This window comes from Paenibacillus turpanensis (genome assembly GCF_011421635.1).
GTDB classification, from domain to species: Bacteria; Bacillota; Bacilli; order Paenibacillales; family YIM-B00363; genus Paenibacillus_AK; species Paenibacillus_AK turpanensis.
The window spans coordinates 51,515-74,573 of the sequence record NZ_WTLI01000012.1 but is presented as its reverse complement, the minus strand read 5'-3'; the positions used below and the strand labels follow the sequence as shown (position 1 = coordinate 74,573).

Sequence of the window (23,059 nt, the reverse complement as noted above, 5' to 3'; positions counted from 1 at the left end):
TCCGCCTCCAGAATATATAAAAAAGGTCGGGCAGAAATCCGGGCTCTCCCCCTCCTTCTGCCGACCTTCTCGATTACCACCTATCCCGCCAACGACTTGGTTCGGGTCTGTGTACGTTTCTTCCGGATATTCAAATAAATCCCGCTAAAAATAAGCATACCGCCGATCAAATGAGCCGATGTGAACGTCTCGCCCAAAAACACGGCTGCCATCGCGATCGCCGACAACGGCATCAAATTGACGAAGATTGCCGCCTTGGACGCACCGGCCTCTTTAATCCCGCTGTTCCACCACAGGAAGCTAACGACCGACACGATCACCCCGACATACAGTACTCCTGCCCAACCATCCCAGCCGGTCGTGACAATATGCTGCCAGGTCGTCGTTGTCCACGCGAACGGCAGCAGCAGCAAAGCGCCGAAGCCTGCGCCATAGGCAGTGGCCTCCAGCGGGCTGAACTTACGCATGGCCACCTTGCTCAACACGGAGTACACGGCCCACGACACACAGGCGCCCAGCAGCACAAGATCAACCGGCTCGAAGCGCAGCGCCGACAGCTTTCCAAGGTCGCCGCCGACGATAACATAGACGGAGCCCGTCAGCGCTACGATGAGTCCAGCAAGCGAGCTCGCATTCAGGCGCTCCTTCAAGAAGAGTGCTGACAGCACCGTAATCATCGGAGCGTTCACTGCAATGACAAGCGAGCTTTTCACGATCGCCGCATGCTTCGTCGCAAAGAAAAAGCACAGGTTATAAAGACACATCCCCGTCGCGCCAAGTGCAAACAGGAGCAGCCAATCGCCAAAGGTTTTGCTGCGAGCGAGGGACATGGTAGACCCCGCATCCCCACCAGCCGTAGCCTGCTTTCTTCCCTGCCTGCGCCTGTCCAGCCATAGCATTGGAAACAGCAGCAGCGCCGCAACCAAAAACCGGAAAAACGCCACCGCCTCTGGGGTTAATGTTTGCGTTGAAATTTTCCCGCCAAGAAAGGCGCCGCCCCATGAGATCGTAGCCAGCGCCAACAATGCATATGTTTTTTTCATATTCAGTAGTCCCCATTCTGCTGCGCACATTACTTGCTAGCCCGCCCCATAAGAGCGAGCCCTTCCCAACCATGCCTTAACACGCAAAACGACCCTTGCACCTGCAAGGGCCGCCAGTTCACTCTATGAATATCACGAGACGCCCTTCAGCGTATCCTCGTTCACGTCTTCAAGCTTACGCACGGATAAACGGGAAACCCGCATATGGTCTACCTCATCAACAATAAACTCGAAGCCTTCCAGCCGAACACACTGCTGCTTGCGCGGCGGTAATTCTACCTGCGAATACATCCAGCCGCCGATCGTATCGTAATCGTCTGTTTCGATTTCCAAACCTAACAGATCGTTAACTTCTTCGATTAATAAAAGCCCGTCGAAGGAATAGGCCGATTCGCCCCGCTCTTCGATTTGCGGACGCCCTTCATCGAATTCGTCGTGAATTTCACCGACGATCTCCTCGAGAATATCCTCCGTCGTCACGATCCCTGATGTACCGCCGTATTCATCGATTAACAGCGCCATCTCTGTCCGTTTCTTCTGCATCATCTTCAGCAGCGTCGAAATCGGAATCGAATCGGGCACTGTTAACAGCGGCCGTACGAGCTGCTTTAACGATTTCTTCGTGTCGTTCTCCATCAGGTCACGGATATGCACATATCCAATCACATTGTCTTTATCCGGATCGCAAACCGGATAACGCGTATGCTTTTCACCCATCACAATCCGCTTGTTTTCTTCAAGCGAATCATCCGCATACAAGCAGATCATTTCGGTACGAGGAATCATAATTTCCCGTGCATTCGTTTCCGCAAATTCGAAAATGTTATCCATCAATGTCATTTCCGTTTTGTCAATCAGCCCGCTTTGATGACTTTGCTGCATAAGTACACGGATTTCTTCCTCCGTATGCACGGATTCATGCTCGCCCTCCGGCTCAACACCGGCTCTGCGCAGCATCCAGTTAGAGGAACCGTTCAGCGCCCAAATGAAGGGATACATGATACGATAAAACAGCAGAAGCGGCGGAGCGCACCAAAGCGTAACCGGTTCCGCATTGCGGATGGCGTACGTTTTCGGTACTTGTTCGCCGATCGTAATATGAAACGCGGTAATAATGCTAAATGCAATAATAAAAGATAGGGTATGAAGAATAAAATCAGGTACCCATGTCCCTAGAACGAATTCGAGCAGATCGGCGACAGCCGGCTCTCCAATCCAACCTAACGCAAGCGACGCCAACGTAATCCCCAGCTGGCAGGCCGACAAATATGCGTTTAAATTGGAAAGAATACGTCGAGCGATCTTCGCCTTGAAGTTTCCTTCCTCTGCCAGAGTGTCAATTCTACTGCCTCTCACCTTCACCAAAGCAAATTCCGCAGCGACGAAAAAGCCATTTAGAAGTACCAGCAGCAAAACCGCAACCAAATTAATCGTCCATGATAAGGGGTCACTGTCCAAAAAAATCTTCCTCCTTTAATAAAGCACCTCGAATTAAATTGCTCTACCTGTAATTATACAGACTGCCAAAAACATTCGTCAAACGACACCATTTTCTAATCCATATTCAGGGCAGCCTGGCAGCTATACCAAGGATACATACAAATTCATATTTTTCATGTAAAAAACGCTTGAGATGAAGGAATCATCGGCCTATACATTCGTTCCCGAAATCAATCATTTGGCAAGGAAGTGTCCCAACATGACTTCTTTTCCAATACAAAAGGGCGCGATGCCTAAGCACCGCGCCTTTAGGTTTTACTAGCTAGCAGGCTTCCCCACCTTGTTCTTCTTCTCTTCTTTACCCGCCTTGATCCCCGCTTGGACCATGGCATTCGCTCGGTCTACCTCTTGCTTTTCAGGTTCGCGTACACCCTCTAGCGGATATTCTTTGCCAAGCTGCTGCCACTTATAAACACCCATCCGGTGGTAGGGAAGCAGCTCGACCTTTTGCACATTCGGCATCGTACCGATCAGCCTGCCCATTTCATACAGGTCAGTAGGACTGTCCGTAATGCCCGGAATCAAAACGTGGCGCACCCAGATTTGGTTTTGCCGCTCGGCCAAATACGCCGTAAAGCGTAGGATGCGGTCATTCGGCTGGCTCGTCAGCTTAATGTGGCCTTCACGGTCCATCATTTTTAGATCGAGCAGCACGAGATCCGTCACCTCGAGCAGCTCCTTCGCATGCTGAGGATCGCAAAAGCCCGAGGAATCGAGCGCCGTATGCAAATTCCAGCGTTTCTTGCATTCCCGGAACAGCTCCGCTACAAACGGCGCCTGCAGGGTCGGCTCTCCGCCTGTAACCGTAATTCCACCGCCAGACCGGCGGTAATATTCGAGATACGGCTCGATCTTCGCCAGTACCTCTTCAACCGTCACCTGGGTTCCGATGGTCGTATCCCAGGTATCCGGGTTATGGCAGTACGCACATTGAAGGGCGCAGCCCTGCATGAAGAGAACGAAGCGGATTCCGGGCCCGTCAACCGTCCCGAACGTTTCTATAGAGTGAATCCGGCCTTTCATGGTGACCGCGCCCCTTTCCATTGGTGTAGTAGTCTAAGATGTGTTAGATGGCACCGTGGAACGTACGATTGATAACGTCCAACTGCTGTTCACGGGTCAGCTTGATGAAGTTTACGGCGTATCCCGATACGCGGATCGTAAGTTGCGGATATTCTTCCGGCCGTTCCATCGCATCGAGCAGCTGCGCCCGATCAAATACGTTAATGTTCAAGTGATGACCGCCGCTTGCCGCATAACCGTCAAGCAGAGATACGAGGTTGTTTACACGCACATCGATCTCTCGGCCAAGCGCCTTCGGCACGATCGAGAACGTGTTCGAGATGCCGTCAAGGCAGTGCTCGTAAGGCAGCTTCGCTACCGATGCGAGCGATGCCAGCGCTCCGTTGCGGTCGCGGCCGTGCATCGGGTTGGCGCCCGGTGCGAACGGCTCGCCGGATTTGCGGCCGTCCGGCGTGCTGCCGGTTTTCTTGCCGTATACGACGTTCGATGTGATCGTTAGAACCGACAAGGTCGGGATCGCGTCGCGATACGTTTTGTGCTTGCGAAGCTTATTCATGAATGTCTCCGCCAAGGCCGTTGCCATGGAATCGACGCGCTCGTCATTGTTGCCGTACTGCGGATATTCGCCTTCGATTTCGAAATCTACGGCGATGCCCTTTTCATTGCGGATCGGGCGTACTTTTGCATACCGGATCGCGCTCAAGCTATCGGCTACGACGGACAGGCCGGCGATGCCGCATGCCATCGTACGGATAATTTCACGATCGTGAAGCGCCATTTCAATCCGCTCATAGCTGTATTTATCGTGCATGTAGTGGATGACGTTCAGGGTGTTCATATACAGCCCAGCCAGCCAATCCATCACTAGGTCATAACGCTCCATGACTTCGTTGTAGTCGAGAACCTCCGAGGTGATCGGCGGAAGCACCGGCCCGATTTGCGCGCCCAGCTGCTCATCAACACCGCCGTTAATCGCATACAGCAGCGCCTTCGCAAGATTTGCTCTTGCCCCGAAAAACTGCATTTGCTTACCGATCCGCATTGCGGATACGCAGCAGGCAATGCCGTAATCGTCGCCATAGTACGGACGCATGAGATCATCGCTCTCATACTGGATCGAGCTCGTTTCGATCGACACCTTCGCGCAGTACTGCTTGAAGCCTTCCGGCAAGTCAACCGACCACAGCACGGTCAGGTTCGGTTCCGGCGCTGGGCCGAGGTTATACAGCGTGTGCAGGATGCGGAACGAGTTGCGCGTTACACGCGTTACACCGTTAAGCCCCATACCGCCTACGCACTCGGTTACCCATGTCGGGTCGCCGCTGAACAGCTCGTTATATTCCGGCGTACGCAGGAATTTCACAATACGGAGCTTCATGACGAAGTGGTCCATCAGCTCTTGCGCCTGTGCTTCTGTCAGCGTGCCTTCCATAAGATCGCGTTCAATATAAATATCGAGGAACGAGGAGACGCGGCCAAGGCTCATCGCTGCCCCATTCTGTTCTTTAATCGCTGCGAGGTACGCGAAGTATACCCACTGCACCGCTTCGCGGGCATTGTTCGCCGGCTTGGAAATATCAAAGCCGTACGATTTCGCCATCTGTTTCAGCTCGGCAAGAGCGCGAATTTGCTCGGAAATTTCCTCGCGAGCACGAATGACGTCCTCAGACATGTAGCCGACTTCCAGCTGGAGCAGATCATTCTTTTTCTCTTTCACCAGCTGATCGACACCGTACAGCGCCACTCTGCGATAGTCGCCGATAATCCGGCCGCGGCCGTATGCATCCGGTAAACCGGTAATGATGCCGGCTTTGCGCGCTGCGCGCATATCATTCGTATAAGCGTCAAACACGCCCTGGTTATGCGTCTTGCGAATATCGGTGAACAGCTTGATGATCTCATCCGGAACCTTGAAGCCGTAAGCCTCACAAGCGTCGATCGCCATCCGAATTCCGCCGAACGGCTGCAGGGAACGCTTGAACGGCTCATCAGTCTGCAGACCGACAACAGTTTCTTTGGTCTTGTCAATGTAGCCGGGACCGTGCGATACGATCGTCGATACCGTATTGACATCGACGTCCAGCACGCCTCCGTTATCCCGTTCCTTTTTCATCAGCTCGCGAACCTGATCCCAAAGGGCCAGGGTCGCGTCTGTCGGCGAAGCCAAGAACGCTTCATCTCCAGTGTACGGAGTGATGTTTTTATCGATAAAGTCTTTTACATTCGTCGCAGTCTGCCATTTGCCAGGACGGAATCCCCGCCAAGGGGCAGGTACGCCTGCTGCTCCTTGAACATCTTTTTCTTTCATCACCATGGCGAAAGCACCTCCAAATATTTTTCAGTTATTTATTCGAATTTTCCATAGAAAGCTTTACGGTACACTTCAGCCAGTTCCTTAACCAACGGCATGCGAGGGTTCGCTGTAGTACATTGATCCTCAAATGCGCGATCCGCCAGCTCTTCGACTTTTGCTTCGAATACAGCCGGTTCAAAACCAAGATCCTGGAACTTTTCCTGAATGCCGAGCGCCTTGTTCAGCTTGCGTACCGCTTCGATGAGGCTGTTTACGCCTTCCTCTGTCGTACGCGCCGGAAGACCTAGAATGCGGGCAATTTCCGCGTAGCGCTTATCGGCAACAAAGTGGCCGTATTTCGGGAACGACGCAAATTTCGTCGGTTTCTGTGCATTATAACGGATAACATGCGGCATCAGGATCGCGTTGGTGCGTCCGTGTGCGGTGTGGAATTCTCCGCCCCACTTATGCGCCAAGCTGTGGTTGATGCCGAGGAACGCGTTGGCGAAGGCCATGCCTGCGATCGTCGATGCATTGTGCATTTTCTCGCGGGCAACCGGGTCAGCCGTTGCGTACGATTTTTCCAGGTTCTCAAAGACGAGCTGGATAGCCTTAATCGCAAGGCCGTCCGTGTAGTCATTCGCCATAACCGAAACGTAAGCTTCGATGGCGTGCGTCAACACGTCCATACCGGTATCGGCAACCGCTGTTTTCGGCAGGGTGTACACGTATTCCGGATCGATAATCGCCACATCCGGCGTCAGCTCATAGTCAGCCAACGGATACTTCGTGTTGCCTTGGCGCTTGTCGGTAATAACGGCAAAGGACGTAACTTCCGAGCCAGTGCCCGAAGTTGTTGGAATCGCAACAAACTTCGCTTTATTGCCGAGACGCGGATATTTATAGACACGCTTACGGATATCCATGAACTTTTGCTTCAAGGATTGGAAGTCCGTATCCGGGTATTCATAGAACAGCCACATTGCCTTCGCAGCGTCCATTGGGGAACCGCCGCCAAGAGCAATGATGCAGTCCGGCTTAAAGGCAGCCATCATGGCAGTACCACGGTCCACGGTGTCTACCGAAGGATCCGGCTCTACATCGCTGAACACTTCGATCGCAACCGGCGTTCTGCGCTTCCGGAGATAGTACTCCACTTTCTCTACATAGCCAAGCTGAACCATCATCGGGTCAGTAACGATCAGCACCCGCGAAATATCCGGCATTTTTTCAAGGTACTGCGTGGAGCCCTTCTCGAAGTAAACCTTCGGCGGGATTTTAAACCACTGCATATTCACCGTCCGGTAAGCAACACGCTTAATATTGATCAAGTTCACCGTCGTCACATTGCTCGTCGTTGAGTTATGGCCGTAGGAGCCGCAGCCGAGTGTGAGCGACGGAAGGTTCGTATTATAAATATCGCCGATTGCGCCATGCGTCGACGGTGCGTTCACAATAACACGGCCGGTTTGCAGGCGCGCTGCGAATGCGTCGATTGTTTTTTGATCCTTGGAATGGATAACCGAGGAGTGGCCCATGCCGCCAAAAGCGACAACCTTGGCCGCAAGCTCGATGCCCTCTTCCGCCGTATTCACCTTATAGCAAGCAAGCACAGGGCTCAGCTTTTCAGCGGATAGCGGGTATTGCTCGCCTACACCCTTCAGCTCGGCAACGAGGATTTTCGTATCCTCCGGCACCTTGAGTCCTGCCATCTCAGCAATTTTCACTGCCGGCTGGCCCACGATTACAGCGTTTACTGCGCATTTTTCCGGGTTGATAACCAGTCTGGAGACGGCTTCTGTCTCTTCTGCCGTAAGGAAGTAGCAGCCGGAATCGGTCATCAGCTTCTTGGTCTGTTCATAAATAGCCTTTTCAATAATGACTGCTTGCTCGGATGCGCAGATCATGCCGTTGTCGAACGACTTCGACAGGATTAAATCGGTTACCGATTGCTGCAAATCTGCAGTTTTGTCGATCAGACAAGGAACATTGCCCGGACCTACGCCAAGCGCCGGCTTACCGGTGCTGTATGCCGCTTTTACCATGGAGGAACCTCCGGTCGCTAAAATCAAAGCCACATCCTGGTGATTCATCAGCAGCTGTGTAGCTTCTACGGACGGATTCTCAATCCACTGGATGCAGTGCTCCGGAGCGCCTGCTTTAACAGCTGCTTCGAGCAAAGTACGTGCTGCCGCTACGCTGCTGCGCTGTGCGGACGGATGGAACGCGAAAACGATTGGATTGCGGGCCTTAATGGCGATCAATGCTTTGAACATGGTCGTAGAAGTCGGGTTCGTTACCGGAGTAACACCGGCGATTACGCCGACAGGCTCCGCAACTGCGCGATAGCTCTCATGCGGGTTATCTTCGATCACACCGACCGTGCGCACATTCTTAATGCTGTGATAAATGTACTCCGTCGCAAAGATGTTCTTTGTGATTTTGTCCTCGTAAACCCCGCGCCCTGTTTCCTCTACCGCCATCTTCGCCAGCATCATGTGCTTGTCGAGACCGGCAAGCGCCATCGCCTGAACGATTTTGTCAATCTGCTCTTGATCGTACTGCATGAACTCCTCGAGTGACTGCCGGGCTCTAGCTGCCAGCTGATTCACTTCATCCTGCGCCGACATCCGATCTTCCATACGCTTTTCTCTCACGGCCATCCGAACCGCCTCCAAACGTTTTATATGGTCTCTATCTTATCTGCAGGCCAGCCTCATCATTGTGATAAACCTCACTTTGATTAAATTTAGGCAAACGCCCATTTTTGACCGGCCAAGCTTGGTAAAAACCGCTTCATTATATGCCTTTAAATAATTCCCAAGGGCAGCTTACGAAAACAAATAATCAATATCCATTAAAATTTGTTCCGCCGGCGCAAAGATCACTTCTTCTTCCAAATCAAAATGCTCGCCAAAGATGTAACAAGCCTGAATGAGATGATCTGTTGCTCTTTTCACTGCTCTCTGATCGGCAGGCAAAGTAATTTTGTTGGCCTCTTCCGTAAAGGAACGAACAAATTGGGAAGCAAGCTCATGATCCTTCTCCATCATCCAGATAGATGGCGCAATGCTTGGGCCGCTGTGGCGATGATAATATTCAGAGATAAGCGGGAACAGCTCATTCTCTTCCCATTCCGCATGACGCTCCAGCTTAAGCATAAATGCTCCAGTCTGCTGCATAAGCTCCATCAGCTTGCGGAAGCCTTCAACAGGAGTAACCGCCGCGCCGGTTTGTTTAGCAAAAGTTTTCAGTGCCTGCAAGCCTTGGCGCAGGACGTGATGTTCTTCTTTAAGACGTTCTAAAGCATATGCCAATTCGGTCGGGTGGGCGCTGTGTTCATAAGCAGTGCATGATCCTTGCATTTTGGATACCTCCCGGGTCGTGTTTGATTTGATTTCTTATGTTTTCAGTGTACCTGCTGCTCCTCATTCTTAATGTGAAAATAATCACATACTATCCCTTATTTTCGCCCTTGTTACACAACCGTTGCAAAGCTGTCACAATTACTCGCTTTTTCCGCCGGAAGCTACAAAAATCACTGTCCCCTGAAATTAACTAGGGGTTTTTTCCCCGAAAAGTTCAGTGAATCCCCCGATAGTGATCGAAATCACTTTGCGCTATCCTTAAGGTAACGAATTGGGGGAGGTTATAACAATGACAACAACAAACACAATGAATACAAATGAAGCGAACAGCTCGAAATATCAAATTTCCGATTTTCTAACTGCCGAGCAGTTTCAGCGTCTTGAGTCCGTGATGTATGCAAGGAAGTTTCAAGCGAACACAACGCTGTTCTGGGAAGGCGACCCTGCCGACAAGCTGTTCTATGTAAAAAGCGGTCAGGTAAAAATCTATAAAACAACCGAAGATGGGAAAGAATTAATTTTGTACATCTTGCAAAAAGGTGATTTGTTCGGAGAGCTTGGCGGTCTAAGCCACCTGCACTACAGCTTCAACGCAGTGGTAACCAAAGATGCGGATATCGGGGTCGTGCAAACCGCCGATCTTGAAGTACTCATTTATCAAAATGGCGAATTCGCCGTAGATTTTATGAAGTGGATGGGACTTACCCATCGCACAACCCAGTCCAAGTTCCGCGATTTGCTGCTGTACGGAAAACCGGGCGCCCTTGCTTCCACGTTGGTACGGATGAGCAATTCGTACGGCCAGCCGCATAAAAACGGCGTAAAAATCAATGTGAAGCTGACAAACACAGAGCTTGCCCAATTTATCGGCACAACTCGTGAAAGTGTCAACCGGCTGCTAAGCGGATTAAAGGATGAAGGCGTCATCGATTACGACAAAAACCATATCGTCATCTGCAACCTTACGCAGCTCAAGTGCATTGCAGGATGCCCTTCCTTCCCAGCTTGCCCGAAGGAAGTGTGCCGTATTTAAACAGCGGATTGTGAAAAATCCGTGACTAAAATCATAGTGAGAAACCTCCCGTTCTTTTAGACTAAGGTCAAACGAACGAAGGAGGCCATGCCGATGCTAACCGGCGCCCTGCTTACTTATATTAAGCCGAGCGGACATGTTCCCCGTTCCCTCGGATCTGTCATTTCGCAAATGGAAGCCACCTGCAATGAGGTTATTCTTGTAACCAACCAACCTCGTGCACTTTTAGCGCATGTCCCATCCTCTACCCGCGTCCTTTCGGGGTATAACGGAATGGATTGGCCGCTGGGAGGGCTGTACGCCGCTCTGTCGCTTAGCCGTAACCCTTTTGTCTGGGCTGTTGACGTGGATTCTCCGTTTCTTTCACCAACGTTTGCGCATCAATTGTTGGAGCAGATCGTCCGGGGCAACGAGCATGCCGCTTTTCCGGTGATTCACGGCTTACCGCTGCTCCATCACGCAATCTACCGCAAACGATGCCATGATACGCTGTATGACTTGGTTACAAAGGATATGGCAACCTGGGATCATTTCCTGGATAAGATTAAATGGACGAAGCAGGAGCCGCCGGGCCTCAACGGACCGGAGCTAACCTTTGATTCAGCCGGCCCAATTGAAAAGAAACAAGAAGCTTTATAGACAAAATAAAAACATGCGGTACCCGCTTGCACTATAGCCTCCCCCGGCCTGCAATGCGGTATCGCATGTTTCTTTATTGAAGACGTACATCATTCCTATGTTGTTTTCATTGTAAGTTAGGTATGCTCAGGGTTACTGTCGTTCCATGTCCAACTTCAGACTGTACTCTTAAACTGCCGCCGACCGAGCGTGCCCGCTCCTCCATACTGAACAAGCCTACACCCTTCGCCGCCGTATCCGGCCGAAACCCTACCCCGCGGTCCTCAATTTGTACATTTACAGCACCAACGGACTCACTGATCGATACCTTCGCTTCCGAGACGTCAGCGTATTTTGCAATATTCGTCAGCGCCTCTTGTATAATCCGGTAAATGGTCGTTTCTGTATGAACCTCAAGCCGTTTGCCAAGATTGCAGTCCAGCCCTACAGAGATACCGTAGTGCCTTTCAAAATTTTGAATATATGTGCGGATCGCCGGAACCACACCCAGATCGTCCAGCACCGATGGACGGAGCTCCCATGAAATGCTGCGGATGTCTTCTATTAAATGGGTAATGTCCTTACGCAGCAGCCCCAGGCCTTCATGCTCCACTTCCGTCTTAATTTTATCAACCTGAATTAATAAGGAAAATAAGGTTTGTCCGATGCCGTCATGAAGCTCACGGGAGATCCGCTTCCGCTCTTCTTCCTGTACGCGCAGCATCTGCGTCATCATGAGCTGCAGCTCTTCTTCGACGTGCTTTAGCTTTGTTACTTCATTACGGATCGCCAAGTACTGATACGGAGACCCGTCCTCCTGCTGAATCGGGACAATGGTGGTGTTCACCCAATAAAACGTGCCGTCCTTGGCCCGGTTCTTGACTTCACCTTTCCATACCTTGCCTTGGGAAATCGTCCCCCACAGCTGGCGCATAAAATCCTTGGAGTGGTAGCCCGAATTGATCAGACGGTGGTCCTTTCCAATCAATTCCTCCCGGCTATACTTCGATATTTCGCAAAATTTATCGTTCACATACTGAATTACTCCCCGATGGTCCGTCACCGCCACAATGGACGATTCATCGAGCGCCAGCTTAAGATCGACCAGCTGCTTGACCGACTTTTCCAAATCGTTGCGCATCGTCTGCATCGCTTCATTTAATTGGCTGAACAGCTTCAGGGTATTTTCTCCGACCTGCCCGATTCCATCTGCTCCATCTAACCATTCACTTGGATTTTTTTCGTTGTGGTTATTCAAACTGAAGCAGTCCTTTCTTCACCGCATATTTCACAAGCTCGGGACGCGTCCGTAAATTCAGCTTTTCCATCACATTGCTTTTATGCGTCTCAACTGTCTTTACACTAATGACGAGCTGCTCGGCGATTTCTTTATTGGCATAGCCCTTGGCAACAAGCGCTAAAATTTCTTTTTCCCGATCGCTTAATGTTTCATACACATCCAAATTTTCTCCCTGTTTCATCTTGTCCAAATATTCTCCCATCAGCCGCTTTGTCGCCCCTGGTGTCAAATACGCTTCCCCTCTCGCTACGGACTCGATCGCCGCCTGAAGCTCCTCGTGAGGCGCACTCTTGAGCACATAACCGGAAGCTCCCGCATGGATCGCCTGAAACAAATATTGTTCATCGTCATGCATCGTCAGCATAAGCACGGCAACGCCGGGCATCACCTTTTTGAGCTCTGAGGTAGCGGTTAATCCGTCCTTCCCCTGAGGCATGCTTAAGTCCATCAGTACGACATCCGGACCCAGCTCCTGAGCTTTCCGTATGCCTTCATTCCCTTCCGCCGCTTCCCCCACGACACGAAAATCCTGCCTCGCGCCAAGAAGCATCTTTAAGCCCGAGCGTACCACAGCGTGGTCGTCTACGATAAGGATCGAAATCACCTGAAAGCCTCCGTTTCTTTGCGTTTATACTTGTAATCTTAGCTTTCATACCTCCGATGCACAAGACTTCCCGGAAAATAACAGAAGCTAGCGGCTCAGGCTCCCCCAAGCGGCTAGCTTATATCTGTAAGTGTTTCCGCGGGATCGGCCAAGGGATGTAGGTGCCCAGCCGCCTCTTCTATAAGAAGTGTTTGCTCCTGCTCATACTGCAGTGCGGTTCGGCGCCCGAGCAGCAAAACCCCAACCACTCTGCCTTCCCGCATGATAGGTGCGGTTACGGCGGACAACAGGCCTTCGGCCAACAGGATCGGGGAGTTTTTCAGCTCGGCTTCGCTTGTGCCGGGATCGGTAACGACCATAGGCCGTCCGTGCCGCATCGTAAGTCCGACAACGCCCTGACCATGCCGCTTCACCATCCGTTTGTAACGGTCATTCCGGTTGCCAAGGACATATTTCCAAACAATATCGCCTTCTTCATCCTTACGCCATGCTATACCGGCAAAATCGCTGTTCGTCGCCGTTTTCAAGCCGCTGAGCAGCACGATGACATCATTCCCCGGGTCCATTATCCGCCCTCCTTCCGAAATGTTTTACGCAAATTGCACCGAATCAGCTAGAAAGAAACTATTCTCAGTATATCGGAAAAGAGGGGCGGCAAGTGTAACATTCATCACACCTGTATTATTTCGTAAGGAGGAGGTAGTGCACAAAAACCGTGCAGTGTTTATTTTCGCAAAAACGAATGATACCGGGTGCCTTGGAACGTCAGTTCACCCTGATCGCCTTCCGCCAGCATACCGTATTCCTGCCCGGAAACCGTGAACTCCATCCGGTCGCCGCTCCTCACCTGAAACGTTGCAAAATATCTCGTACTCGATTGGTTATGCACGTGCCCATTATGGTTGTGGGCGTGGTTCGAAACATGCGTACGCTTGGAAACGACCTCCGCATCCACCGAAAGCACGGGCTGCTTGTTGTTCGACTGCCATTCCCTAACCCCGCTGAATGCGCGCAATACGATCATCCCAAGGACAACAATAAAAACGATCGGAAACAAAACCGACATGATACCAAAAAAATCAAATCCGAAGCCATAACCCATACGTTTTCCCCCATTCATCCGGCATCCAGGCCCAAAATCACGCTCTGGTTCATACGCTGTTTCCTTCCAAAAGGATTCAATCGATGTCATACCCTTACATTTTTACCCGCAGCAGCTTATCCGGATTGCAAATATGATAAATGGTTTGAACGGTATTCAGCATAGGCGACCATTCCAAGCAAATAACGGCTTTCACGCGCTGCGCCCCTTCGTAAAAAACGACTGCCTCCTGTCCATTAACCTGCAGTATATCCGCCGAAACTCCGAATAATGACCGTGAGGCGATGACATCCAGCAAAGCGATGACTCTGTCTCGGGTTATAATCGGCTTTAACGCAGCACGCACCCGTCCGCCTCCATCGGTCAGCAGTACTGCGTCCTCCGAAAGAAGAGCGACCAGCTGCGGAATATCCCGCTGCGAGAATGCTTCTAAGAAACGCTCAAGGCCTTGTCTTCCTATATATTCCCCACTTCCTGCAGCATAAAAACCGGCAGAGGCAGGCTCAGGGTTTGCCCCCTTCGCTTGTACAATCAATTGTGCTTTGACTTGTGCCTCCGGCTTGGCTTCAAGCTTGCGGCGCGCATTGCTCACCAGCTTACGGCAGTACGCTTCCGCCCGCTCCATGATTGCGGCGATCTCCGCATACTCCAGCTCGTAGGCGGTCCGAAGCACAAAAACCGCCCGCTCCAAAGGAGTTAGGCGGTCAAGCATGACTTGAAACGCGTACGATAACGTTTCCTTCTGTTCCACAGCTTCCAGCGGCTCATTGGCTGAGCCGATCAATGGCTCCGGCAGCCACGGGCCAACGTACGTTTCCCTGCGTTTTCGAGCCGACTTCAATTCATTAAGGCAGCGGTTCATCGTCATTTTACATAGGTACGGCTTCATCTCTCGCACACTGCTGACGCCATACGAATGAATCGCGCTGAAGACGTCCTGGACAATATCTTCAGCATCAGCAGCGACTCCTAGCATCCGGTAAGCGATTGAAAACAGCAGCGGCCGGTATTCAGCATACGCGGCGGCAATTGTCCTCTCATCCATCCATCCAGCCTCAGCCAAAAGCAATTCCCCCTACGAAAAGCATCCCGGGTACATCCCCGTCGATATCGCGATCCGGTTCCAGCTGTTAATGGTATTGATCGCCATAATCAGCACAACGAATTCCTGCTCGGACCAATGCTCCCTCACCCGGTCGTATACCTGCTGCGGCAATCCGCCGCTGGCCACAAGTGTGAGCGATTCGGTCAGCTCCAAAGCCGCTTTTTCCTTCTCACTGTAGCATGGCGCTTCCTTCCAAACCGAGAGCAAATATACCCGCTCAGGAGCTTCGCCCATTCCCAAAAGCTCTTTCGTATGCATGTCGAGGCAAAACGCACAGCCATTGATCTGCGATGCCCGTATTTTGATCAGCTCGTACATGGTCTTCTCAATGCCGCTCGTGTGCATATAGTGCTCGAGCTTCAGCATCGTTTCAAACGCTTCGGGATGCACCTTGCGGTAATTCATTCTCATTTCCATGTTCCTTCCCCCATTCGTAGTGGCTTCACTACTTAAGACAATGAAGGGTCGGATTTTGTGAATGCTTTTGAATATCTAATTCAAAAAATAATAATTTCCACTGAAAATGACTGGACCGGTTAAAACGACAGGTTATAAAATTTACAGGTATTATCATAAAGAATCGTCGTCGTTTCCTCCAGCGAGCGCTCTTGAATCGCAGCGATGGCTGAAATGGCGTCGCGAATCATGCACGGATACGTCCGCTTGCCTGCGTATGGACCATCAAACGGCCATGGTCCGTCAGTTTCTACCATGAGCAGCTCAAGCGGGTATTGACGCACGATCTCGCGGATTTTGTCCCGGTACACCACTTCCGGAGTAACTGAGATGCTAAAGCCGTTCGCCTCAAGGCGCTTCAGCGTATCCGAACTCCCTTTGAACCAGTGAAAATGCGCCTTTTGGATGCGGTGCTTTTCCAATAGATCGCAGACCGTCTCAGCATCCTCGTACACCGCATGCAGCACAATCGGTTTATTGAGCTCTGCTGCCAGGCTCACAAACCTTTCAAGCAGATCGATATAAGGCTGCAGCTCAAAGGGACGGCCCTCACTTTCATGCTCCTTCCGCATGTAATAGGGAAGCCCCACCTCGCCAATGGCCGCCATACCGGTATGATGCTCACGAATCCACTGAAACAGCTCCCTTTCATCCTGCGGACTGGGGAGCTCCTGCTCCGGATGGTAGCCGTAAGCCGGAAAGATCATGCTCGGCGCGTGCTGCTGCAGCCTCAAGTTTTCTTTACAGGAGGGCAGATGGTTCGAAACAGTGATGACCCCCTGAATGCCCTCGTCTGCAAAGGAGGCGATCATCCGTTCACGTTCGTCTGAGGGGTAGAGGTCAAAATGAATATGGGCGTCTAGAATTGGTTTCATCATTTGTGTTGAGACGATTACGCTTGAACAGGCTTTTCAAAAATTATTTCATAGCCCGTCGGCTTCCCGTGCCCGTTGTAATTTGTCGGTAGCACCTGAACTAAACGCCAGCCTTGCTTTGCATATTCGGTAATCGTCTCCTGATACGTCGCTTCGGTAAAAAATCCGCCCAACGAGGTTTCTACGAAAATATACTCATACATTATTTTACATATCCCCTTCCTGACTTTCCTGAACAAGACGAATATGTGCAGTGTGATGCCTATTATGCCAAATAAACCGTTGTATTGCGGTATCTATGGAAATCCACCCTAATGCGTTCGTATGCAGTCTTTTTTGAAAATCCGCCGGTTCCATACCTTGAATTACGTTAATGAGCCGTTGGTGGAGCGCCTCCAACAGAACAAGCGATGTTTCGATCGGAGTATCGTGATAATCATTCAACTCGGCCCAAAGCTCCTCCCGATATGAGTGGGCTTGCGGCTCCTCCTCAGTCAAAGCCCGCTTCATCCGTATGTAGGCATTCGTATCGTTATCTGCCATGTGGTGAATCACTTGCTTTACTGTCCAGCCTCCCAGCCGATAAGAGCTCTCGATTTGTTCCACGGTATAATTGTGGACAAGTGCTCGAAGATTGGGAACCAAACGACTGATCTCAACGGCGTAACGTGCACGATCCTGTTCCGACACCATATCACCCGCTTTAAATTCACCGATGGGAAAACGCTGCGATTGCATCACACCCGCACGCTCCTTTTCCATTCGGCATGCTTTTTGATCACCTTCGACCACAGCTCATCCTTCTCAGTCCGATCATACTGCTCCAGCTTCACCCCAAAAACCTCAGCCAACAAATCAAACCATTCAGTTCGGCTCGTAACCTCTCTTTTTTCAATTCCTAAAGGATCACGTTGACTGAAAATACAGCCCCGCAGCTCCCTACTGCCTTGCTCTTGACGATTTCGTACCAGAAGCAGGTTTACCCACACCGAATCCGGGGAAGTGCTCAAATACTCATGCTTGGGTATAAAATAGTCAATACCCTGCACTTCCGCCTCCTCAACATCTACACCCGGAAAGGAGGCATATGGATCGTGATCCAGCCTCCACCCCTGCTCAACAACCTTAGAATCGCTGATTTTATACGTGTGGGGAGACTGATGGTAATGCCCGGCGGCAATCGGAAGCGGCTCGTACGGCATATCGCCCAAGCCCACATCGACCAGCCAGCGCTGATCTTTGCCTTCCTTATCGGGCAGCATGACCGACAGCCCCAAATGAAAGGAGTCTACCCTCGGCTCCGTCCCGCGTGCTTGTACTCCCGCCCGATGCAGGAAAACTCGATATCCCAGTGTCTGCAGAAGGGAGCTAAAAGCGCCGTTCAAATGAAAGCAGTACCCGCTCCCACCGCTCGCAATATGCGGAACGGAGTGCTTGGGATCGATCGAGGTCGGCTTTCCTGCAAAAATATCGACCGTCTGCCATGGGATTCTCGAAACATGCTCCCGATGAAGCGCAAATAAAAAATGCTTTGTTGGCGCGCTGATCTCTAGACCAAGCCGATCCAGATACCGTTTCGTCTGGTCTAGTCCCAGCTTTTGATCAAATGAGTCACTCATCAACCGATGTCCCCGCTTCCAGCTTAATCCCCACCAATTCATTGCCATACTGATCCTGCATAATCTTCAAGTCAAACGGCTTGAAGCCCAGCTTCGTGTAAAACAACAGCGCTTTTGTGTTGATGTTATGGCAAACCAGCCGAAAATGCTTTATTTTCAGCTCCATTCTTGCGATATGAATCATCGTCTCAACTAAGTACCGACCTGCTCCCTTACTCCGATAGTTAGGGTGAATAATGACATTCCCCAGCCAACACTCTTCCTCCGTTACATCATACAGATTGCTGTATCCTACGATGTATTTATCACTCAGGATCACCGTAGCGTTTACTCGGCTTTTCGCCGCTTCCTCTAATTGGCCCGGGGTTAACGGATAGATCCCTTTCGGGTACATGAAAAATAACTCTCTCGCATCTTGAGGAAAAAGAGCGATCTCTTCAAAGTCACTACAATTCACCGGCCGATGAGTGTACATGTATCGCTCCCCCTATTCAGATCATTCCTTCATCTAAAGCTGGTTCGAAATTTCAATTAGATTCTCATCTGGATCCCGAACATAAATGGAACGAAGCTTGGCGACCGCCCCCGTCCGCATGACCGGACCTTCCTCGATAGACACACCGTACTCGGTCAGAAACGCATGAACTTCCTCAATAGGAATTGACGTAAGGAAGCATAAATCCGCCGATCCCGGGCAGGGCGTTTTCGCTTTCGGTTCAAACTCTTTTCCTCGTTCGTGCAAATTGACTTTCTGATTCCCGAATGCCAACGCCTTCCGGTTCTCGCCGAATGTAATTTCCTCCATACCGAGCATCGTCGTATAAAAACGGATCGTCTTCTCCAAATCAGCAACGGTCAGCACCAAATGATCCAAGCTTTCTACTTTCACCTACTTCCTCATCCTTTCTTTTCTAAATTGATTTACCGGTATTCGGTTCTATTTTTATATAAAAAATATAAGATCAAAATCGGCACGATATTAATGGATAAAAATAATTGATGATGGCCGTTTGAAAAGGATAAATTAAATTGATTTAAAATATAAAAATTCAACCCCATATTTAGATTAGGAACGAGCTGCAAGCCAAGTGACACTGACAAACCCGCTATAAACTTATAAGAGAGTCCAAGAATACTGAAGCTAGGAATTTGCAGGGCTTGTACCCATACCGTTAATTTTCTACCATGTCTCTTATCCTTTAGAATAAAATAACCGGCAGCGGCGACCAACAAATATAGTCCAAAAAAGATTCCAAACAGAAGAATCAAGATTACGGCAGACAAAAAACTGGATATTTTTATTGAAAACAAGAACACAATAATCATCATAGCAGCTCCGATTAAACCGCTGATGATCTGATACCATCCAAGCCCATTCCGCCATAACTGCTTGTTTTGTTCTGCCTTATGATGCGAACGTAAATACAATTTCGTTTTTTCTTCGCTGCAAACCGTGCAGTATTCGGAAAAAAAATGATCCCGGCACTCATTACAATAATGTTGTTTACATTGCGAGCATTCAAATTCTGATGCCTGCTCTTGATGATGAAAACAATTCACTTGTTCTCCCCCGATTCGGTGACATTTTGCCTGATTATGCCACCAGTTTTCTTATTGGATATAAAATACAAGCTCCATTAAAGAACTTGCCTTTACTAGAAATTTCAATTACAAATAACTATCTGTTCTATTTCACCGCAACAATATTATCGTAATGTTCCCCATTTCCGATATTATCTGAGGACAACCATTCGTAGTAACCGAGTCCAAGCTTCTGAGCAATTACATAGGCGGGTGGGGCCTCAAAATGATAGCTGCTTTCGTCCAATTCGAAAATCGCTTCCAAGCCCTCAGCAGAATTTCCTTGCCGGATGATTAGCTCTCTCAAGAGATCAAGATCAAACTCACCTTTTTCAATCACAAGCTCATCTGTCCAGTCGCATTTATAATCAAAAACAAGGTCATCCTTGCTATAAATCTGCAGACTCCAACCGTGATCTTCCATATACGTATAATGAATGAGAATTCCAGGATTGTAGGAGATGATCGAATCCTCCATATGAAACGCCGGGCCATCCGCCAAAAAGGTTACCCATCCATTCGTTTCTGGGAACACAAAGCCTGTGCTACCGGCATTTTGTAATAGGTCAATGGCGTCTTGCGGACGTTCTGTTCTTAAATGAAAGCTGCTGCTAAATTCGCTCATTCGAAGGCACCTTACTTTTCATGATTTATATTAATTCTTAGAATAACTGCTGTTCCTGAATAAATGCTTCATGCTCAGGCAAAATCGATCCGTAGACCGCTGCGATTGGACCACCTTCTTAACAAGATTTATAATTCCATACTACCAAATTCCGGGTGAAATGGTACTGTAAATCTAGGGGAAGTTTAAATTCCCCAACGTTTTTACATTGGCCTGATTATGCAATAGAAAAAGCGTCTGGCTGGACGTGAATAATGTCCCACTGACGCTGATTTGGATGAATTATTGATTCTCGTAAAAAGGTAAAAAAGCTCGGCGAACTACAGCTTACCCGCTCCCGCTTCTGCGGTTACAGTAGACTTCACCTCTGCTGTCGGCTGTACATTTAGGCGCAGCGTCGGCTGCCAGCCTACATTGGAAGCCCAATCCTCATTTTTATCGACCTCCACTCTTTTTCCATTGAGTAAGGTTCCTTTGTCAAATAAAACTATAGGCTGGCGAATACCTGATTGATTACTTGCGATCTTGGTTTCTCCGGATATTTCAAATGCATTGTTCTCTGCATACATCAAGGCCCCTTCGTCATAACCCCAGGAATGCTTATAGTTATAACCATTGGAGCTGCTTTTAGAAGCCTTGTAGAAATTATTATAAATATCTACCTGACCATCGTTAACCCTAGGTGCTCGTTGACCAAAGTTTTCGAAATAGTTGTGATGTAGTGTTACACGAATGGGAGTTGTAATGTGCTTGTCTTCTTTTGGCTTGGTGCCATCAATCATCATCGTCTTATCATGGTTGTAAAAGTGGTTGTACGATAACGTGATAAAATCGGATCCGCCCCCTATATCGACGAGCCCATCATGATGCTGCAATCTCCGGTTTTCAATAGTATGATTCTCCAAATCGATGCGGTCACCGTCGCTGAAGGTGCAGTGATCAATCCACACATGCGTGCCACCACGTATGGAAATATTATCGTAATATGCGTTCCACGCACCGTTTTTCCCATCATTAGCTTCGAATTTCGGGAAATAGTCATACGCATCCTTGAACTCGATATTACGGATAATCACATTGTCACTGCCTTTTCCTATAATCAGATTACCTCCGATAATCGCAGCATTCGTACCCGGTTTACCGACAATCGTCGTATTCGAAGGAATATTTACCTGCACACGGGCCTCCTGCTTTTTATGGGCAGCGGTGCGGTCTCCCTCCGCCTTTTCTTTGGTTGAAGCATTCTTGAGGTCTTCAAAATATTTTTCATAGCTTATATATGGAGTTCCCTCGATATAATCCTCGAAGGTTAACGGACGATTGTGATCATCTACATTAAAATCAATGGCACCCGACACCTCGATGATTTTGGGCGTTGAACCGCCAGCAGTCAAGGCATCGACTAGCTGTTTGCGGGTTGTCACCGTCTGAACAACCGATGCAGCAGAGCCGCCGGTCGTCCCACGACCTTCCGAAGCCCAGCCGTCACCCGGGGCTAGAACTTGTTTCCCTAATGGAATGGCAGCAGCGGTACTGCCGGATGCGGAAAAGGGGATTGAAAGTGTCAATATTCCCGCAGATAATAGAACAAGACTGTATTTCTTCATGTTAACCTCCTGTGAGTAAATTGGGATTCGTTTGTGTACAAGGCAAATATTACATGAACGCATATGAATATACATGATTCCATATACTGGTTTTCATAGTTTGATATTCCTACTATAAATCGAAACGGGATACACTAAACGAGCTTTTAAGATAAAAAACTCCAACGGTCAATTATTTAAGCGATTTCTATGATATTCTAATAAGGTTATCTTAAAAATAAGGCGGGAATGAGCATGTTTCATAAAGAAGACTATGCAGGAAGTAAGCAGGAAAATTATCAAATGGTAATCAAGCAGCTTTCAGCGCTGCTGGAAGGCGAAAGCGACTCGGTCGCGAATTTGTCCAATGCTTCGGCGCTGCTGAACCAATTTTTAGCCGATGTGAATTGGGTCGGCTTTTATCTCTTGAAGTCGGAGGAGCTTGTCCTTGGTCCTTTTCAAGGATTGCCTGCTTGTGTAAGGATTCCGATCGGTAAGGGCGTATGCGGTACCGCTGCGCAAAAGAAGGAAACCATTCGAGTGGACGATGTCCATCTTTTTCCGGGTCATATCGCCTGCGACGCAGCCTCCCAGTCGGAAATCGTCGTTCCGATTCTCAAAGACGGCCAGCTCATTGGCGTATTGGATATCGACAGCCCCATCAAAAACAGATTCGACGAGAACGACCAGGAAGGCCTGGAGCAATTTGTAACGACATTAGTGAACTACATATAAGGAAGAGGATTACACGTTATGGAAAAAGCTACTTTTGCAGGCGGATGCTTTTGGTGCATGGTCACGCCGTTTGAAGAGTTACCGGGGATCCACAGCATTGTATCAGGGTATACCGGAGGAACGAAGGAGAATCCTACCTACGAAGAGGTAAAATCGGGGACAACAGGGCATGCGGAAGCAGTACAAATCACGTTTGATCCCGCTCTTTTTCCTTACGAGAAATTGCTGGAGCTTTATTGGCAGCAAATCGATCCGACGGATGCATTCGGACAATTCCATGATCGTGGTACGCAATACCGAACGGGAATTTTCTATCATAACGAACAGCAGCGTGAGCTGGCACTGCAATCCAAGAAGGAAGTGGAGGCAAGCGGCCTATTCACGAAGCCTATTGTGACGGAGATTATGCCGGCCGAGACGTTTTATGCTGCCGAAGAGTATCATCAAGACTATCATAAAAAGAACCCGAAGCATTATAAGGAAGACCGGGACAAGTCGGGTCGCGATCAGTTTATTCAAGAAAACTGGAAATAGCCTACCCGTCCCACCATCCATAGGCTGCGGGGGCATGTCCCCGCACCTGTTGGACGGAT

At 49.5% G+C, this 23,059-nt stretch carries 25 protein-coding genes; 4 read left to right on the top strand and 21 right to left on the bottom strand.

Features of this window, described 5'->3' with window-relative positions; translation table 11 throughout:
• Positions 1 to 80: 80 nt before the first annotated feature.
• The 6 genes from GQS10_RS12705 to GQS10_RS12680 form a co-directional block, all read right to left on the bottom strand.
• Positions 81 to 1,043 carry a DMT family transporter gene (locus GQS10_RS12705; protein WP_166242698.1) on the bottom strand — a complete coding sequence of 321 codons (963 nt, stop codon included), beginning with the start codon at positions 1,041 to 1,043 and terminating at the stop codon, positions 81 to 83.
• Between the two features lie 132 nt (positions 1,044 to 1,175).
• Positions 1,176 to 2,501, bottom strand: coding sequence for a hemolysin family protein (locus GQS10_RS12700; protein WP_166242696.1), 1,326 nt, complete (start codon positions 2,499 to 2,501; stop codon positions 1,176 to 1,178).
• Positions 2,502 to 2,801: 300 nt separating this feature from the next.
• The gene (gene pflA / locus GQS10_RS12695; protein ID WP_166242694.1) at positions 2,802 to 3,566 is read right to left on the bottom strand and encodes a pyruvate formate-lyase-activating protein; all 765 of its coding nucleotides are present in this window, start codon (positions 3,564 to 3,566) and stop codon (positions 2,802 to 2,804) included.
• A gap of 43 nt (positions 3,567 to 3,609) precedes the next feature.
• Positions 3,610 to 5,880 carry a formate C-acetyltransferase gene (pflB, locus tag GQS10_RS12690; RefSeq protein ID WP_166242692.1) on the bottom strand — a complete coding sequence of 757 codons (2,271 nt, stop codon included), beginning with the start codon at positions 5,878 to 5,880 and terminating at the stop codon, positions 3,610 to 3,612.
• Positions 5,881 to 5,912: 32 nt separating this feature from the next.
• Positions 5,913 to 8,522 (bottom strand): bifunctional acetaldehyde-CoA/alcohol dehydrogenase, encoded by a 2,610-nt coding sequence (gene adhE, locus GQS10_RS12685; protein ID WP_166242690.1) that lies wholly within the window; start codon positions 8,520 to 8,522, stop codon positions 5,913 to 5,915.
• A gap of 168 nt (positions 8,523 to 8,690) precedes the next feature.
• Entirely contained in the window at positions 8,691 to 9,224 is a 534-nt protein-coding gene (locus tag GQS10_RS12680; RefSeq protein WP_166242688.1) for a hemerythrin domain-containing protein, read from the bottom strand.
• Between the two features lie 292 nt (positions 9,225 to 9,516).
• Between GQS10_RS12680 and GQS10_RS12675 the strand changes: the two genes are divergently transcribed.
• Both GQS10_RS12675 and GQS10_RS12670 read left to right on the top strand, forming a co-directional pair.
• Entirely contained in the window at positions 9,517 to 10,260 is a 744-nt protein-coding gene (locus GQS10_RS12675; protein WP_243735139.1) for a Crp/Fnr family transcriptional regulator, read from the top strand.
• A gap of 93 nt (positions 10,261 to 10,353) precedes the next feature.
• Positions 10,354 to 10,899 carry an NTP transferase domain-containing protein gene (locus GQS10_RS12670; RefSeq protein ID WP_166242686.1) on the top strand — a complete coding sequence of 182 codons (546 nt, stop codon included), beginning with the start codon at positions 10,354 to 10,356 and terminating at the stop codon, positions 10,897 to 10,899.
• 106 nt (positions 10,900 to 11,005) lie between these two features.
• Here GQS10_RS12670 and GQS10_RS12665 read toward each other — a convergent pair whose 3' ends face one another.
• The 15 genes from GQS10_RS12665 to GQS10_RS12595 form a co-directional block, all read right to left on the bottom strand.
• Entirely contained in the window at positions 11,006 to 12,028 is a 1,023-nt protein-coding gene (locus GQS10_RS12665; protein WP_166242871.1) for a sensor histidine kinase, read from the bottom strand.
• Positions 12,029 to 12,128: 100 nt separating this feature from the next.
• Positions 12,129 to 12,782 (bottom strand): response regulator, encoded by a 654-nt coding sequence (locus tag GQS10_RS12660; protein WP_166242684.1) that lies wholly within the window; start codon positions 12,780 to 12,782, stop codon positions 12,129 to 12,131.
• A 113-nt stretch (positions 12,783 to 12,895) separates the two neighbouring features.
• Positions 12,896 to 13,348 (bottom strand): GAF domain-containing protein, encoded by a 453-nt coding sequence (locus tag GQS10_RS12655; protein WP_166242682.1) that lies wholly within the window; start codon positions 13,346 to 13,348, stop codon positions 12,896 to 12,898.
• A 158-nt stretch (positions 13,349 to 13,506) separates the two neighbouring features.
• Positions 13,507 to 13,848 carry a DUF2500 domain-containing protein gene (locus GQS10_RS12650; RefSeq protein WP_243735138.1) on the bottom strand — a complete coding sequence of 114 codons (342 nt, stop codon included), beginning with the start codon at positions 13,846 to 13,848 and terminating at the stop codon, positions 13,507 to 13,509.
• Positions 13,849 to 13,978: 130 nt separating this feature from the next.
• A complete protein-coding gene (locus GQS10_RS12645) occupies positions 13,979 to 14,947 on the bottom strand; it encodes a sigma-70 family RNA polymerase sigma factor (RefSeq protein WP_166242678.1) in 969 nt (322 codons plus the stop codon).
• Between the two features lie 12 nt (positions 14,948 to 14,959).
• The gene (locus GQS10_RS12640) at positions 14,960 to 15,406 is read right to left on the bottom strand and encodes a carboxymuconolactone decarboxylase family protein (protein ID WP_166242676.1); all 447 of its coding nucleotides are present in this window, start codon (positions 15,404 to 15,406) and stop codon (positions 14,960 to 14,962) included.
• Positions 15,407 to 15,525: 119 nt separating this feature from the next.
• Positions 15,526 to 16,323, bottom strand: coding sequence for a TatD family hydrolase (locus GQS10_RS12635; RefSeq protein WP_166242674.1), 798 nt, complete (start codon positions 16,321 to 16,323; stop codon positions 15,526 to 15,528).
• 14 nt (positions 16,324 to 16,337) lie between these two features.
• Positions 16,338 to 16,523: a DUF4177 domain-containing protein gene (locus GQS10_RS12630; protein ID WP_166242672.1), complete on the bottom strand. Its 186-nt coding sequence runs from the start codon at positions 16,521 to 16,523 to the stop codon at positions 16,338 to 16,340.
• Between the two features lie 4 nt (positions 16,524 to 16,527).
• On the bottom strand, positions 16,528 to 17,058 hold the full coding sequence (locus GQS10_RS12625) for a YfiT family bacillithiol transferase (protein ID WP_166242869.1): 531 nt from the start codon (positions 17,056 to 17,058) through the stop codon (positions 16,528 to 16,530).
• Positions 17,058 to 17,939 (bottom strand): arylamine N-acetyltransferase family protein, encoded by an 882-nt coding sequence (locus GQS10_RS12620; RefSeq protein ID WP_166242671.1) that lies wholly within the window; start codon positions 17,937 to 17,939, stop codon positions 17,058 to 17,060. The genes GQS10_RS12625 and GQS10_RS12620 overlap by 1 nt, the downstream gene beginning before the upstream one ends.
• Positions 17,932 to 18,414, bottom strand: a complete 483-nt coding sequence (locus tag GQS10_RS12615) for a GNAT family N-acetyltransferase (RefSeq protein ID WP_166242669.1) — start codon at positions 18,412 to 18,414, stop codon at positions 17,932 to 17,934. Before GQS10_RS12615 ends, GQS10_RS12620 begins: the two co-directional genes overlap by 8 nt.
• Before the next feature lie 33 nt (positions 18,415 to 18,447).
• Complete coding sequence (locus GQS10_RS12610; protein ID WP_166242667.1) at positions 18,448 to 18,828, bottom strand: VOC family protein; 381 nt, start codon at positions 18,826 to 18,828, stop codon at positions 18,448 to 18,450.
• Between the two features lie 32 nt (positions 18,829 to 18,860).
• Positions 18,861 to 19,499 carry a sulfite exporter TauE/SafE family protein gene (locus tag GQS10_RS12605; protein WP_166242665.1) on the bottom strand — a complete coding sequence of 213 codons (639 nt, stop codon included), beginning with the start codon at positions 19,497 to 19,499 and terminating at the stop codon, positions 18,861 to 18,863.
• A gap of 127 nt (positions 19,500 to 19,626) precedes the next feature.
• Positions 19,627 to 20,145 carry a hypothetical protein gene (locus tag GQS10_RS12600; protein ID WP_166242663.1) on the bottom strand — a complete coding sequence of 173 codons (519 nt, stop codon included), beginning with the start codon at positions 20,143 to 20,145 and terminating at the stop codon, positions 19,627 to 19,629.
• A gap of 320 nt (positions 20,146 to 20,465) precedes the next feature.
• Positions 20,466 to 21,752, bottom strand: coding sequence for a pectate lyase family protein (locus GQS10_RS12595; protein ID WP_166242661.1), 1,287 nt, complete (start codon positions 21,750 to 21,752; stop codon positions 20,466 to 20,468).
• Positions 21,753 to 21,986: 234 nt separating this feature from the next.
• Between GQS10_RS12595 and GQS10_RS12590 the strand changes: the two genes are divergently transcribed.
• Positions 21,987 to 22,466 (top strand): GAF domain-containing protein, encoded by a 480-nt coding sequence (locus GQS10_RS12590; protein WP_166242659.1) that lies wholly within the window; start codon positions 21,987 to 21,989, stop codon positions 22,464 to 22,466.
• 18 nt (positions 22,467 to 22,484) lie between these two features.
• Complete coding sequence (gene msrA, locus GQS10_RS12585) at positions 22,485 to 23,000, top strand: peptide-methionine (S)-S-oxide reductase MsrA (protein WP_166242657.1); 516 nt, start codon at positions 22,485 to 22,487, stop codon at positions 22,998 to 23,000.
• Positions 23,001 to 23,059 lie beyond the last annotated feature (59 nt).

Coding starts and splice junctions, on each gene's coding strand:
- GQS10_RS12705 (WP_166242698.1), bottom strand. CDS start 1,043: ATGAAAAAAACATATGCATTGTTGGCGCTGGCTACGATCTCATGGGGC.
- pflA (WP_166242694.1), bottom strand. CDS start 3,566: ATGAAAGGCCGGATTCACTCTATAGAAACGTTCGGGACGGTTGACGGG.
- pflB (WP_166242692.1), bottom strand. CDS start 5,880: ATGGTGATGAAAGAAAAAGATGTTCAAGGAGCAGCAGGCGTACCTGCC.
- adhE (WP_166242690.1), bottom strand. CDS start 8,522: ATGGCCGTGAGAGAAAAGCGTATGGAAGATCGGATGTCGGCGCAGGAT.
- GQS10_RS12680 (WP_166242688.1), bottom strand. CDS start 9,224: ATGCAAGGATCATGCACTGCTTATGAACACAGCGCCCACCCGACCGAA.
- GQS10_RS12675 (WP_243735139.1), top strand. CDS start 9,517: ATGACAACAACAAACACAATGAATACAAATGAAGCGAACAGCTCGAAA.
- GQS10_RS12670 (WP_166242686.1), top strand. CDS start 10,354: ATGCTAACCGGCGCCCTGCTTACTTATATTAAGCCGAGCGGACATGTT.
- GQS10_RS12665 (WP_166242871.1), bottom strand. CDS start 12,028: ATGCAGACGATGCGCAACGATTTGGAAAAGTCGGTCAAGCAGCTGGTC.
- GQS10_RS12655 (WP_166242682.1), bottom strand. CDS start 13,348: ATGGACCCGGGGAATGATGTCATCGTGCTGCTCAGCGGCTTGAAAACG.
- GQS10_RS12650 (WP_243735138.1), bottom strand. CDS start 13,848: ATGTCGGTTTTGTTTCCGATCGTTTTTATTGTTGTCCTTGGGATGATC.
- GQS10_RS12640 (WP_166242676.1), bottom strand. CDS start 15,406: ATGGAAATGAGAATGAATTACCGCAAGGTGCATCCCGAAGCGTTTGAA.
- GQS10_RS12635 (WP_166242674.1), bottom strand. CDS start 16,323: ATGATGAAACCAATTCTAGACGCCCATATTCATTTTGACCTCTACCCC.
- GQS10_RS12630 (WP_166242672.1), bottom strand. CDS start 16,523: ATGTATGAGTATATTTTCGTAGAAACCTCGTTGGGCGGATTTTTTACC.
- GQS10_RS12625 (WP_166242869.1), bottom strand. CDS start 17,058: ATGCAATCGCAGCGTTTTCCCATCGGTGAATTTAAAGCGGGTGATATG.
- GQS10_RS12620 (WP_166242671.1), bottom strand. CDS start 17,939: ATGAGTGACTCATTTGATCAAAAGCTGGGACTAGACCAGACGAAACGG.
- GQS10_RS12615 (WP_166242669.1), bottom strand. CDS start 18,414: ATGTACACTCATCGGCCGGTGAATTGTAGTGACTTTGAAGAGATCGCT.
- GQS10_RS12600 (WP_166242663.1), bottom strand. CDS start 20,145: ATGAGCGAATTTAGCAGCAGCTTTCATTTAAGAACAGAACGTCCGCAA.
- GQS10_RS12595 (WP_166242661.1), bottom strand. CDS start 21,752: ATGAAGAAATACAGTCTTGTTCTATTATCTGCGGGAATATTGACACTT.
- GQS10_RS12590 (WP_166242659.1), top strand. CDS start 21,987: ATGTTTCATAAAGAAGACTATGCAGGAAGTAAGCAGGAAAATTATCAA.
- msrA (WP_166242657.1), top strand. CDS start 22,485: ATGGAAAAAGCTACTTTTGCAGGCGGATGCTTTTGGTGCATGGTCACG.